Genomic DNA, 12,407 nt, shown 5'->3' on the forward strand with positions numbered 1-12,407 from the left:
GGGAATTCCGGCCAACGGGCCGGCTTCGGGTAAAATCGCATTTTACCGACCTTCTCGCATTCCCCCATGAATCCTCCGAAATCCGCTCCCGACGCTCAGGGTCTGTCCTACCGTGACGCAGGCGTCGACATCGACGCAGGCGACGCGCTCATCGACAAGATCAAGCCTTTTGCGAAGAAAACCCTGCGCGACGGCGTGCTCGGCGGCATCGGCGGGTTCGGCGCGCTGTTCGAAGTGCCGAAGAAGTACAAGGAGCCCGTGCTCGTGTCGGGCACCGACGGCGTGGGCACCAAGCTCAAGCTGGCCTTTCATCTGAACAAACACGACACCGTCGGCCAGGACCTGGTGGCGATGAGCGTGAACGACATCCTCGTGCAGGGTGCCGAGCCGCTGTTCTTCCTCGACTACTTCGCGTGCGGCAAGCTCGATGTCGACACGGCCGCAACGGTCGTCAAGGGCATCGCGCACGGCTGCGAACTGTCGGGCTGCGCGCTGATCGGCGGCGAGACGGCCGAAATGCCGGGCATGTACCCGGACGGCGAATACGATCTGGCCGGTTTCGCGGTCGGCGCGGTCGAGAAGAGCAAGATCATCGACGGCAGCACGATCGCCGAAGGCGACGTGGTGCTCGGCCTTGCCTCGAGCGGCATCCACTCGAACGGCTTCTCGCTCGTGCGCAAGATCATCGAGCGCGCGAACCCCGACCTGTCCGCCGATTTCCACGGCCGTTCGCTGGCCGACACGCTGATGGCGCCCACGCGCATCTACGTGAAGCCGCTGCTCGCGCTGATGCAGAAGCTGTCGGTGAAGGGCATGGCCCACATCACCGGTGGCGGCCTCGTCGAGAACATTCCGCGCGTGCTGCGCGAAGGCCTCACGGCCGAGCTCGACCAGAACGCGTGGCCGCTGCCGCCGCTGTTCAAGTGGCTGCAGGAGCACGGCGGCGTCGCCGACGCCGAAATGCACCGCGTGTTCAACTGCGGGATCGGGATGGCCGTGATCGTCGCGGCGGCCGATGCCGACGCTGCGATCGCCGACCTGACGGCCGCCGGCGAGCAGGTATGGAAGATCGGCACCGTGCGTGCAAGCCGTGAAGGCGAGGCGCAGACGGTCGTGGTCTGACGCACCGCACGCAAGATGCAGCAAGGAAAGCCGCCCGGAGTCGATCCGGGCGGCTTTTTTTTCGGTTCTTCGAGGATTCCCGGGGGACGCGACGCGAATCTCCGGGGAGAAGGACTCCCCGTCCGGATACCCTTAAGCCCGACGCTCGATGACCTTGATGGCGTTGTTGATGCTTCCAGCCATGGCCAGTTCAGCCATCAACCGAAGCCGAAGCGGATGATGAAGCTGCGTGTGCCAGCGTCACTGCCTGTTCGCGCGCAGCCTCTCTGCCCGCGTGATCGACTTCAGGTCCAAACAGCGTTTTCTCGACGATGATCGATTCGATGTCGGTGATACCGATGAAGCGCAGCCACGCTTCAAGAAACGGCCGCTGAAAGTCGAACGACTCGGCGGGCGTGCTCGATTGCCTCGAATAGTCGAGGCCTCTCGCGTAGATCACGACTGCTTTCTTGCCGTTCAGCAATCCCGCTAACCCACGCTCGTCGAATGAGAAGAGCAGGCCGCGGTGGGACACGGCGTCGATGAAATGCTTGAGCTTGTAGGGGATGGAGAAATTCCACAGCGGCACGGAGAACAGCAGCGTATCCGCGTCGTGCATCCGCTGCGCGAGCTGCCGGAAACCTGCCCACGCTTGTTGCTGGCCTTCACTGAGCGGCGTGCCGCTCAAGTCCGCGTATTTGGCATCGAGCGCATCGCCGTCGAGTTCCGGCAATGGCGTCGCCCAGAGGTCGAGCACGTCGACCCGATGCTCCGGATGCGCGTCGCGCCAGGCTTCCAGATACGCGTGCGCAACGTCGCGTGATGCGGACCGCGACTTGCGCGGAGAAGATTCGATATGCAGCAAGGTCGACATGGAACGGCTCCTGACGGGTTGACGGCCCTCATCAGAACATAGTTCGATTCGAAATATAAACGAAGTATCATCGCGCTATTCAGTAGCATTCGCACTGTATTGTGGGACATCTCATGTTCGATACCGTTTTGTTGCGCTCTTTCGTGGCCGTCGTCCAGGAAGGCGGATTCACGCATGCCGCGGCCCGTCTGAATCTGACGCAGTCCGCCGTCAGCGCGCATCTTCGGCGCCTGGAAAAACAGATCGGCCGTGACCTGCTCGTGCGCACCACGCGCTCGGTCACGCTCACGGTGGACGGGGAACTGCTGCTGGGTTACGCGCGCGCCATCCTCGCGCTCAATCAGGACGCTCGGGCGCAACTGCTGCGCGAACCGAGTGCGGGCACGATCCGCGTGGGTCTGTCGGAAGACCTCGCCAATGTCAGGCTGATGCATGTGATGCAGGCGTTTGCCGCGCGGTACCCGCGCATCGCGTTCAGCATCAGAGTCGGTATCCCGGGAGAATTGCTCCAGGCGCTGGATCACGGCGAGCTGGATGTGGTGATGGGTGGACGCTGCCACGGCGGGCCCACCGGACGCGTGCTGTGGCGCGAGCCGCTTGTGTGGGCCGGTGCGGATTGGGCGCCGCTCACGCCGGGTGTACCGGTGCCGATTGCGCTTCTGCCGGAACCCTGCCCGTATCGTGAGGCCTCGCTGGCAGCATTGGCCCGCGCGGGCGTGGATTACCGGATCGTGCTCGTGTGCCCGAGCGGCGCAGGCCTGTGCGCCGCCGCGCACGCGGGCTTTGCGGTGACGCCAATCGTGCATACACAACTGGCGCATGGCTTGCGTGCGATCCCACCGGATGCCGGCCTGCCGGCCCTGCCCGATGTCGAGTTCACGATGTTTGCGGCCCCGGGCGCGTCGGACCGGGTTGTTGATGAACTGGGCAACGCGATCGTGCTGGCATTCGCGCACAACGGATGACCGCGGTCATCGCGGCGACAGAGCCGGGATCTTCGCGGCCAGAGGCACACGCATCGTCATCGGTTCACGAAATTCCGCGAAGAGCTTCTTTCCGGGGCAGGGGCGATGCGGGCCGATGGGGCTCCGTTAGCGATCCTCGATACGGCCGTCCAGCACGCGCTCGAGCGCATCGACCGCGCGGTCGGTCGAATCCGGCGCGACGCAGTCGACGACGATCCGCTCCGGCATCGCGCGCAGCCAAGTGATCTGCCGTTTGCACAGCTGGCGCGTCGCGAAGATGCCTTTGTCGCGCATGGTCCGGTAATCGGTGTCGCCGTCGAGGAATTCCCATGCCTGTCGGTAGCCGACGCAGCGCATCGACGGCAGGCCGAGATGCAGATCCTCGCGGCGGCGCAGCCGTTCGACTTCGTCGATGAAGCCCGCGTCGAGCATCGCGTCGAAACGTTGCGCGATGCGCGCGTGCAGCACCGCGCGGTCCGACGGCTCGAGCGCCACCGGGACGAAGCGGTACGCGGCGGCGGCATCGTCCGCGCGGCGCGGCGCGGCGAGCAGCGCCGACATCGGCTGCCCGCTCAGCAGGAACACTTCGAGCGCGCGCTGGATCCGCTGCGAATCGTTCGGCGCGAGCCGTGCGGCCGTCGCCGGGTCGACCTGCGCGAGCCGCGCATGGAGTGCCGGCCAGCCGTCGCGCGCGGCGTCGGCATCGAGCTCGGCGCGCACGGCCGGATCGGCGGTCGGCAGATCGTTGAGGCCCTGCGTCAGCGCCTTGTAGTACAGCATCGTGCCGCCCGCGAGCAGCGGCGTGCGGCCGCGCGCGGCGATCTCGCCGATCACGCGCAGCGCGTCCGCGCGGAATTCGGCCGCCGAATAGGCGTCGGCCGGGTCGATGATGTCGATCAGGTGGTGCGGCACGCTCGCGCGCTCGTCGCGCGTCGGTTTCGCGGTGCCGATATCCATGTCGCGGTAGACGAGCGCCGAATCGACGCTGACGATCTCGATCGGACGGCGCGCGGCAAGCGCCAGCGCCGCGGCCGTCTTGCCCGATGCGGTGGGGCCGAGCAGGCAGGCGATCGTCGTTGGGCGGGACTGCGGTGAAGCGTTCATTGGCCGCGCATGAAGAGACGGTCGAGATCGTTCAGCGTGAGCTGATACCACGTCGGCCGGCCGTGATTGCACTGGTCCGCGCGTTCGGTCGCTTCCATCTGGCGCAGCAGCGCGTTCATCTCGTCGAGCGTCAGGCGCCGGTTCGCGCGCACCGCGTGGTGACACGCGAGCGTGCCGAGCAGCTCGTGCTGGCGCTCGGTGAGCACGCGCGAGCCGCCGAACGCGTGCAGGTCGGCGAGCACCGCGCGCGCGAGCGACTGCAAGTCGGCGTCCTTCAGCAGCGCGGGCACCGCGCGGATCGCGAGCGTCGTCGGCGACAGCACCGCGAGGTCGAAGCCGAGCGATTCGAGCGTGTCGCGTTCTTCCTCGACCGTGCCGATCTCGACCGGCGTCGCCGTCATCGATATCGGCAGCAGCAGCGATTGCACCGCGACCGTGCGGTCGGCGAGCGCGTTCTTGAACTGTTCGTAGAGGATCCGTTCGTGCGCCGCGTGCATGTCGACGATCACGAGGCCGTGCGCGTTCTGCGCGAGCACGTAAATCCCGTGGATCTGGCCGAGCGCGAAGCCGAGCGGCTGCTCGTCGTGTACGGCGGCGCCAAGCGACGACGCGGCGAAGCCCGGCAGCGGCGCGACTGGCGCATTGGCCGCATCGGCCGAATCGCGGGCGACGATCGTCGTGCCGTCCGGTGTGCCCGCACCCGTGTCCTTGCGGCCGAACAGCGCATCGTAGAGCGCGAGCGGTTGCGCGACCGGCAGCGTGCCCTGCGTCATGCGCGCCTGGCGCATCCACGTGTTGCCCGACGACGATGACGGCGGCGACGAGAAGCCGCTACCGCCCGTGCCGGTGGCCGCGCCCTGGCCGAGCGGCGTATTCAGGAACGACGCGGGGCCGCTCGGCGCCGGCGAGAGTTGCGCGGCATGGCCGCCCGCGGTGGTTTCCGGCGACGCGCCCGCGTGGCGCGCGAGTGCGCGCTGCACCGCGTGGAAAACGTACTGGTGGATCGAGCGCGAATCGCGGAACCGCACCTCGATCTTCGACGGATGCACGTTGACGTCGACGGCTTCCGGCGGCAGGTCGAGGAACAGCACGTACGACGGGTAGCGATCGCCGTGGAGGACGTCCTCGTACGCCGCGCGCACCGCGTGCGTGAGCAACTTGTCGCGCACGAAGCGGCCGTTGACGAAGAAGTATTGCTGGTCGGCGCGGCCGCGGCTCGCGGTCGGCAGGCCCGCGCAGCCGTAGACGGCGAGCGGCCCGGCCTGCTCGTCGAGCGGCAGGTGCGCGGTCGCGAAGCCGTCGCCGAGAATCTTCGCGACCCGCAGTGCGGGCTCGGTCGCGTTCCAGTGCTCGACGGCCTTGCCGTTGTGCAGCACCGAGATCGCGACGTCCGGCCGCGCGAGCGCCGCGCGGCGGATCATTTCGAGGCAGTGGCCGAACTCGGTCTGCTCGCTTTTCAGGAACTTGCGGCGCGCGGGCGTGTTGAAGTACAGCTCACGCACCTCGATCGTCGTGCCGACCGCGCCGGCGGCCGGCGACAGCGCGCCCGTGGTCGAGTCGATCTTCGTCGCATGCGCGACGTCGGCCGTGCGGCTCGTGATCGACATTTCGGCGACCGACGCGATCGACGCGAGGGCTTCGCCGCGAAAACCCAGCGTCGCGACCGCCTCGAGCTCCTCGAGCGAGCGGATCTTGCTCGTCGCGTGACGCATCAGCGCGAGCGGCAGTTCGTCGGGCGGGATTCCGCAGCCGTCGTCGGTGATCGAGATGCGCTTGACGCCGCCTTCCTCGAGCACGATGCGCAGCGTCGTCGCGCCGGCGTCCATCGCGTTTTCGAGCAGTTCCTTGACGACCGACGCCGGGCGTTCGACGACCTCGCCGGCCGCGATCTGGCTGATCAGCTGGTCGGGCAGGGGCTGGATCGCGCGCAGCGGGCGCGGAGCAGGGGCGGGCGCGGCGCCCGCGGCCGTTTCGGTGATTTCGGACATGGCCGAATTATAGCGAGGCGGCGGGGGCGTGCCGGGCCGCGGCCGGTTACGTTTTTTCACGGAGCCTTAAGGTAGTTTCGGTATGATGGCTCCGTTCCGCGCGCCGCCTTGTCCGGCGGGCACTTCCGCTTTTTCGGCCGTTCCGGCCCTTTCGCCTTCGAGGAATCGCATTTGGATACGCTGCTTCATTTCGTCAACCTGGTCCTGCATATCGACGCGTTCCTCGGCGACTTCATCCGGCAGTACGGTGCGTGGGTGTATCTGGTGCTGTTCCTGATCGTGTTCTGCGAGACGGGGCTCGTCGTGCTGCCGTTCCTGCCGGGCGATTCGCTGCTGTTCATCGGCGGCGCGTTCGCGGCGACGGGCGACATGAACGTCGGCGGGCTGATCGTGCTGCTGCTGGTCGCGGCAATTGCCGGCAATACCGTCAACTACCTGATCGGCCGCTGGATCGGGCCGAAGGTGTTCAATACGCATATCCCGGTGCTCGAGCGTTTCCTCGATCGCGCGGCGCTGCAGAAGACCCACACGTTCTACGACAAGCACGGCGGCAAGACGATCGTGCTCGCGCGCTTCATCCCGGTCGTGCGCACGTTCGCGCCGTTCGTCGCCGGCGCGTCGTCGATGAGCGTCGCGCGCTTCCAGCTGTTCAACGTGATCGGCGCGCTGGTCTGGGTGCTGCTGCTGGTGCTGCTCGGCTACTTCTTCGGCAATATTCCGTTCATCCGCCAGTATCTGAACGTGATCGTGCTGGCCGGGATCGGTGCGGCGATCGTGCCGGTTGCGCTGGGCGCGCTGTGGAAGCTGGTGCGCGGGCGGCGATCGGGCGATACGCCGAACACGGGCGGCCACTGAGCCGAACGTTTTCGCTTCGGCGCAATAAAAAAGCGTGGCGGCTGCCACGCTTTTTTTTCGTCCGTGCGGTCCGGCCGATTGCCGAGTGGCGGTATCGGCCGTTCCGGCTGCTCGACGCAGGCCGCTTCAGCCAGAATCCGGCGGGCCGTCGGGCGCCATCGTTCCATCAGGTCGTGCGATGAAAGATCGGCGTTTCGGGCGTCGGGTATTGCGCGTCGCGGAACGTCTCGAGAATCGCGCGATTGGTATCGCAGTACACCTGCCAGTAGTTCTCCGGCTGCGTCGACGGACGCACGAACAGCAGCGGGCCTTCCGGCGTGAACTGCAGCACGCCGACGTCCGGCGCCGGCTGAGGCAGCACGTTCGGGATCTGCTGGATCTGCGACTTCAGGCGGTTGATCGCATCGACCGCATCCACGCCGTTCGCGATCTTGGCGGTCAGGTCGACGCGGCGATGCGGCGTCGCGCTGTAGTTCGAGATGTTGTCCGAGAAGATCTTGTTGTTGCCGACGATCGTCACGATGTTGTCGGCGGTGATGATCGTCGTGCCGAACAGACCGAGTTCCTTCACCGTGCCGGTGACGCCGCCCGCGCTGACCACGTCGCCGATCTTGAACGGCCGCAGCACCTGCATGAACACGCCGGCGGCGAAGTGGGCGAGCAGGCCGCCCCAGGCGGTGCCGATCGCGAGGCCGAGGCCGGCGAGCAGCGCGGCGAACGACGTGGTCTGCACGCCGAAGATCTGCAGGATCGCGAGGATCAGCAGGATCGTCAGCAGCACGCTGACGACGGAGGTCAGATAGTCGGTGAGCGTGGGGTCGACCTTGCCGCTGCGGCGCACGACCTTGCCGAGCAGGCGCGTGGCGATGCGGATCGCCCAGCGGCCGACGAACCACAACACGATCGCGGCGAGGAGATTGAGGCCAAAGTCGAGGCCGCGGGTCATCAGGAATTGCTGGGCGGATTCCAGGTTCGGCATGAGGGCTCCAAGACGGGTTTAAAGAACGGCCTGCGGCCGATATTCGTCGCACGGTTATAACCGACCTGTGAGACCGAGACAACCGTCGCGCCTGCCTGGACGCCGGTATCGAAAACGTTTCAATCAGCGCGACGCACGCCGTTTGCCGCGACACGGGCATTGTTAATTCCGGAGTGCAATCGGAGTTAATTACCGCTTATTACCGTGAGATCGCAGATGCGGACTGATCCTATGGTTTTCGGACTGAATTCGGACATGTCCTACTTCCATGCGATAATGCCGGCGTTTGGGAAACCTGCGCTGTAAGTTGCGAGAACCTGAGCGGACAGTGCGATTGCCGGAGCGGGATCGACCACCCCGATAACAGGCGCAGACGGCCGGCTGGCAAGGCCGGGCGCGGTTTTAAGACGTGCCGTCGTTTCGGTTATTTCCCATGAATTTCTGAAGTTCGTTCGCCATCGAGCCTGAATCCGTGGCGGAAATTGACATGCAGTAACCATTTCTTCTGCTGTCACAGAGGGTGGGTTTGTTGCTTTTTCGGTCGCCAATGGCCGAAAGAATGCAAATTTAAGTGAAGAATTTTTGAGAGGTCGATGGCCTGATCGAGCCAATCGACTGATGAAAAAGCGGCCGGGTGTTCGGGGGGATGCGTTGATTGAACGCCCGGGAAATGACGCTGGCAAATCAATAGTAAAAAGTCTTGACCTCAAGATCCATGAAAAAGAGTTTATTGGCAATCTCCGTCCTTGCCGCTTTGGCGCTTTCGGGGTGTGGGACCTATCCGGATTGGATACCCGCTTCCGGTGCGTCTCGCCAGAAGGTGCAGCAGGCACCCGAGACCGGCGGGCGCATCGAAGGTATTCAACTGGTGGACGTCAACGACACGTTGGCGAGGAAGCTTGCCGATAGCAAGAAGCTGGGCCAGTTCGCGACCATCTTTCCGAGTGCGGTTACCAATAACTACTTGATCGGCCCGGGCGACGTCATCGAGGTGACGATCTGGGAGGCGCCGCCGGCGATGCTGTTCAGCACGCTGGCGCCCGCGCAGCCGATGACGACGGCCACGGCCAATAGCGTCACGTTGCCCAACCAGATGGTGGCCTCGGACGGCACGATCACCATCCCGTTCGCGGGGCGGATCGCCGTCAAGGGGCGGACGACCGAGCAGATCGAGGCGAGCATCGTCAGCCATCTCAAGGGCAAGGCGAATCTGCCGCAGGTGCTCGTCAGCGTCACCAAGAACAATGCGTCGAACATCACGGTCGTGGGTGAGGTCAACACGAGCGCACTGATGCCGTTGACCCCGAAGGGCGAGCGTCTGCTCGATGCGCTGGCATTCGCCGGCGGCGTGAAGCAGTCGGTCAACCGCATGGCCGTGCAGCTTTCGCGAGGCAGTGTCACTGCAACGATGCCGCTCGATTCGGTCATTCGCGATCCGCGCCAGAACATCGTGCTCAAGCCGGGCGATGTCGTGACGGCGCTCTTCCAGTCGCAAAGCTTCTCGGTGTTGGGCGCGACGGGCAAGAACGACGAGATTCCGTTCGAGGCGCAAGGCATTTCGCTGGCCCAGGCGCTCGCGCGTTCGGGCGGTCTCAACGACAACCGTGCCGACGCGCGTGGCGTGTTCGTGTTCCGGTTCGAAGACGCGAAGCTGGTCGATGCGCAGGACAAGACGGTGCGGGCTGTCAATGGCACGGTGCCGGTGGTCTACGAGATCAACCTGCGGGATCCCGCCGCGTTCTTCGTGACGCAGAATTTCCCGATTCAGAATCATGACGTGATTTACGTCTCGAACTCGCCCGAGGTCGAGTTCAAGAAGTTCCTGACGCTCGTCGTGATGGTGGCCAGCCCGACGGCGACCATTAACCGGGAACTGGAGTAAGACGCGATGTCGGCAAAGGTGCGTACTCCGTTCGAGGTCACGGTCTCCGTCTGGAGAGCCATGTTCCTGCGCGAGGCGCTGGATCGGTTGTTCGAGGCGCGTGCGGCGTGGTTGTGGTTGCTGATGGAGCCCGTGATCTATATCGCGATACACGCTTTCGGATATACGACTTTCCGGATCCACGAAGTCGGAGGAATTGCGATAACGATGTGGATCATCGCGGGATTCATTGGCTTCCTGCTCTGGCGGCGCACGTGGATTCAGGTGTTGCACGGGATCGATTGCAACTACGCATTCTTTGTTTACCGGCAGGTAAAGCCGTTTGACGCGGCGATCGTGAGAGCGGTGCTGGAGCTTTTTTTGATGGTCCCGATCTCGATCATCATAATCGCGGCGGCGCTTGCTACGGGGCGCGTGATAACACCTGACCTGCTCAATCCGATTTTGCTTCCGGCGGATCCGCTATTGGCTATCGCCAGTCTTCTGGGGTTGTGGTTGTTTGGCTTGGGGCTCGGCCTGGTAACGTCGGTGGCGATGAATTTCGTCCCTGAAGTGGATCACATTTTCAAGCTGTTTTATTTGCCGCTTTATTACATTTCCGGGGCTTTGTTTCCGATCATGTCGATACCGAATCCATATCGGGACATTCTGCTGATCAACCCGGTCGTGCATGGTCTGGAACTGGTGCGGACCGGTTTTTTGCCGTCGTATCACACGGCACCCGGAATCAGTCTGACTTATCTCTATGGGTGGGCTCTTGGCGCCATGTTATTGGGACTGGCGCTTTACCGTCGCTTTTCTAATAAGTTGGTGACGCGATGATCTGCATCGAGGACGTCCACAAGCGTTACATGACCGAGCACGGCGTCGGGAAATGGGTGCTGCGCGGGATTGACATGACGATCCCGCCAAAACAAAGCGTTGCACTGATCGGCGTGAACGGAGCAGGGAAGTCGACGTTGTTGCGCATCATCGGTGGCGTCGACCATCCCACCAAGGGGCGCGTCGAGCGGCTGTGCCGTGTGTCCTGGCCGATGGGAGCGGGCGGGCTGGAGGGAACGCTGACCGGACGGCAGAACGCAAAATTCGTCTGCCGGATTCACGGTCGACAGGACGAACTTCGGGATCGGCTCGCCTTTATTCAGGATTTCGCCGAGCTGGGCGAGGCTTTCGACAGACCGGTTCAAACCTATTCGTCGGGGATGAGATCGCGCTTGCAATTTGCATTGTCGCTCGCATTCGACTTCGACGTATATATATCAGATGAGGTCACGGCTGCGGGGGACGCGAAGTTCCGAAAAAAAGCTGCTGACGCATTCAAGGGAAAAACAAGTCAGGCGAGCGTGATCATGGTTTCTCATGATGAAAGCACGCTTCGGCAGTTCTGTCAGTCCGGAATTTGGATAAACGAAGGTCGCGCTTCCTGGTTCGATGATCTCGACGAGGCATTGCGAGCGTACAAGGAAAGTATTTTTGCATGAAAAAGCAGCTATCCATTGGGGAAGAGGGCGGCGTCGCTCGGCTAGTGGCCATTTTCCGAAGGGCCAAGGATGTCGTGTGCTCTGTCAGGATTTTTAGGCTGGTTATCAAGCTGATTTTTATTTACGCCGTGCTGTCCATTCCGTACTGGTTGTTGATTGCGTCTGATCGTTACGTGTCCGAGGCTAACGTCATCATTCAGACAACCGATCAAATCGGTAATCCGGGCGTGGACGTATCTGCAATCGTCCCGGGTGCCGGTGGCCCGAATCGTGCCGATCAGTTGCTGCTGCGGGAGTATCTCTTGTCGCTCGATATGCTCAAGAAGCTTGATGCTTCTCTGGATTTGCGCTCGCATTTCAGCAACTGGCGCCGGGATCCCATTTCACGGATGTGGTTCAAGAATGCACCGACCGAATGGTTCTATCAGTATTGGTTGTCGCGCGTCGACGTTCAGTACGATGACTATAGCGGGGTATTGCATATTCGAGCGCAGGCATACGATCCCGATATGTCGCAGGCGATCGTCAAACTGATGGTTCGCGAGGGCGAGGCCCACATGAATCAGATCGGTCATCAACTGGCGCAATCGCAAGTCGACTTCCTGTCGAGGCAAGTGACCGCAGCGCACGACCGGCTTCTGGATGCAACGCATACCGTAATCGACTTTCAGAACCGCAAAGGCCTGGTCGCTCCGCAGGCAACGGTGGAGAGTCTGAACGCGATCATCGACAAGCTCGAAGCGCAAAAGACCGATGTTCAGACTCAGCTGTCGGCACTGCCGGCATCCCTGAGTCCGAATCAGCCTACGGTCGTGATGCTCAGGAATACGCTCAATGCGCTTGAGCAGCAGATCGCGCAGAAGCGCGCCGAACTTGCTTCTCCGTCGAGGAAAACGCTCAACTACACCGTCGAGGAGTTCCAGCGCCTCCAAATGCAGGTTGGATTCGCTCAGGATCTGTACAAGACGGCCTTGTCCGCATTGGAGAAGGGGCGAATGGATGCTGCGCGGACCTTGAAAATGGTTTCGATCATTCAGACGCCGACCAAGCCGGGTTATCCGACGGAGCCGGGGCGGCTCTACAACGCCTTTGTCACGTTGCTGGTTGCGGCCGCGCTGGCCGGAGTGGTGAAGCTGCTGGAAAGCATCATCATGGATCACGTGGATTGAGATCGGGGA

11 protein-coding genes are annotated in these 12,407 nt (G+C 63.2%); 7 read left to right on the forward strand and 4 right to left on the reverse strand.

The genetic code is table 11. From position 1 onward, the window contains the following. Positions 1 to 66: 66 nt before the first annotated feature. On the forward strand, positions 67 to 1,122 hold the full coding sequence (gene purM / locus ACV22V_RS14525; protein ID WP_059451336.1) for a phosphoribosylformylglycinamidine cyclo-ligase: 1,056 nt from the start codon (positions 67 to 69) through the stop codon (positions 1,120 to 1,122). 190 nt (positions 1,123 to 1,312) lie between these two features. On the opposite strand, the gene ACV22V_RS14530 is transcribed toward purM, so the two are convergent. Next, a complete protein-coding gene (locus ACV22V_RS14530; RefSeq protein WP_059689042.1) occupies positions 1,313 to 1,975 on the reverse strand; it encodes an FMN-dependent NADH-azoreductase in 663 nt (220 codons plus the stop codon). A gap of 113 nt (positions 1,976 to 2,088) precedes the next feature. Between ACV22V_RS14530 and ACV22V_RS14535 the strand changes: the two genes are divergently transcribed. Continuing rightward, on the forward strand, positions 2,089 to 2,940 hold the full coding sequence (locus ACV22V_RS14535) for a LysR substrate-binding domain-containing protein (protein WP_059820485.1): 852 nt from the start codon (positions 2,089 to 2,091) through the stop codon (positions 2,938 to 2,940). Positions 2,941 to 3,066: 126 nt separating this feature from the next. Here the strand turns inward: ACV22V_RS14535 and miaA are convergent, their stop codons facing one another. Together miaA and mutL are read right to left on the reverse strand one after the other, a co-directional pair. Then, a complete protein-coding gene (gene miaA, locus ACV22V_RS14540; RefSeq protein ID WP_175915738.1) occupies positions 3,067 to 4,044 on the reverse strand; it encodes a tRNA (adenosine(37)-N6)-dimethylallyltransferase MiaA in 978 nt (325 codons plus the stop codon). Beyond that, complete coding sequence (gene mutL / locus ACV22V_RS14545; RefSeq protein WP_448014314.1) at positions 4,041 to 6,032, reverse strand: DNA mismatch repair endonuclease MutL; 1,992 nt, start codon at positions 6,030 to 6,032, stop codon at positions 4,041 to 4,043. The genes miaA and mutL overlap by 4 nt, the downstream gene beginning before the upstream one ends. Positions 6,033 to 6,203: 171 nt before the next feature. Here mutL and ACV22V_RS14550 point away from each other — a divergent pair, with 171 nt between their 5' ends. After that, positions 6,204 to 6,887, forward strand: a complete 684-nt coding sequence (locus tag ACV22V_RS14550) for a DedA family protein (RefSeq protein WP_059700741.1) — start codon at positions 6,204 to 6,206, stop codon at positions 6,885 to 6,887. Between the two features lie 166 nt (positions 6,888 to 7,053). Here ACV22V_RS14550 and ACV22V_RS14555 read toward each other — a convergent pair whose 3' ends face one another. Beyond that, positions 7,054 to 7,866 carry a mechanosensitive ion channel family protein gene (locus ACV22V_RS14555; RefSeq protein WP_059700668.1) on the reverse strand — a complete coding sequence of 271 codons (813 nt, stop codon included), beginning with the start codon at positions 7,864 to 7,866 and terminating at the stop codon, positions 7,054 to 7,056. 715 nt (positions 7,867 to 8,581) lie between these two features. Between ACV22V_RS14555 and ACV22V_RS14560 the strand changes: the two genes are divergently transcribed. Genes ACV22V_RS14560 through ACV22V_RS14575 form a run of 4 tightly spaced genes read left to right on the forward strand, consistent with a single transcriptional unit; the run spans position 8,582 to position 12,398 of the window. Continuing rightward, the gene (locus ACV22V_RS14560) at positions 8,582 to 9,748 is read left to right on the forward strand and encodes a polysaccharide biosynthesis/export family protein (protein ID WP_059689038.1); all 1,167 of its coding nucleotides are present in this window, start codon (positions 8,582 to 8,584) and stop codon (positions 9,746 to 9,748) included. Between the two features lie 6 nt (positions 9,749 to 9,754). Then, positions 9,755 to 10,570 carry an ABC transporter permease gene (locus tag ACV22V_RS14565; RefSeq protein ID WP_448014317.1) on the forward strand — a complete coding sequence of 272 codons (816 nt, stop codon included), beginning with the start codon at positions 9,755 to 9,757 and terminating at the stop codon, positions 10,568 to 10,570. Next, positions 10,567 to 11,229, forward strand: a complete 663-nt coding sequence (locus tag ACV22V_RS14570; protein WP_059689036.1) for an ABC transporter ATP-binding protein — start codon at positions 10,567 to 10,569, stop codon at positions 11,227 to 11,229. Before ACV22V_RS14565 ends, ACV22V_RS14570 begins: the two co-directional genes overlap by 4 nt. Then, complete coding sequence (locus ACV22V_RS14575; protein ID WP_223963331.1) at positions 11,226 to 12,398, forward strand: chain-length determining protein; 1,173 nt, start codon at positions 11,226 to 11,228, stop codon at positions 12,396 to 12,398. Before ACV22V_RS14570 ends, ACV22V_RS14575 begins: the two co-directional genes overlap by 4 nt. Positions 12,399 to 12,407 lie beyond the last annotated feature (9 nt).

This window comes from Burkholderia sp. AW33-5 (assembly GCF_053427615.1).

Excerpts from the sequence above, each read along its gene's own strand:
- ACV22V_RS14560 (WP_059689038.1), top strand. The coding sequence starts at position 8,582 with ATGAAAAAGAGTTTATTGGCAATCTCCGTCCTTGCCGCTTTGGCGCTT.
- miaA (WP_175915738.1), bottom strand. The coding sequence starts at position 4,044 with ATGAACGCTTCACCGCAGTCCCGCCCAACGACGATCGCCTGCCTGCTC.
- ACV22V_RS14530 (WP_059689042.1), bottom strand. The coding sequence starts at position 1,975 with ATGTCGACCTTGCTGCATATCGAATCTTCTCCGCGCAAGTCGCGGTCC.
- ACV22V_RS14575 (WP_223963331.1), top strand. The coding sequence starts at position 11,226 with ATGAAAAAGCAGCTATCCATTGGGGAAGAGGGCGGCGTCGCTCGGCTA.
- ACV22V_RS14555 (WP_059700668.1), bottom strand. The coding sequence starts at position 7,866 with ATGCCGAACCTGGAATCCGCCCAGCAATTCCTGATGACCCGCGGCCTC.
- mutL (WP_448014314.1), bottom strand. The coding sequence starts at position 6,032 with ATGTCCGAAATCACCGAAACGGCCGCGGGCGCCGCGCCCGCCCCTGCT.
- purM (WP_059451336.1), top strand. The coding sequence starts at position 67 with ATGAATCCTCCGAAATCCGCTCCCGACGCTCAGGGTCTGTCCTACCGT.
- ACV22V_RS14570 (WP_059689036.1), top strand. The coding sequence starts at position 10,567 with ATGATCTGCATCGAGGACGTCCACAAGCGTTACATGACCGAGCACGGC.
- ACV22V_RS14535 (WP_059820485.1), top strand. The coding sequence starts at position 2,089 with ATGTTCGATACCGTTTTGTTGCGCTCTTTCGTGGCCGTCGTCCAGGAA.
- ACV22V_RS14565 (WP_448014317.1), top strand. The coding sequence starts at position 9,755 with ATGTCGGCAAAGGTGCGTACTCCGTTCGAGGTCACGGTCTCCGTCTGG.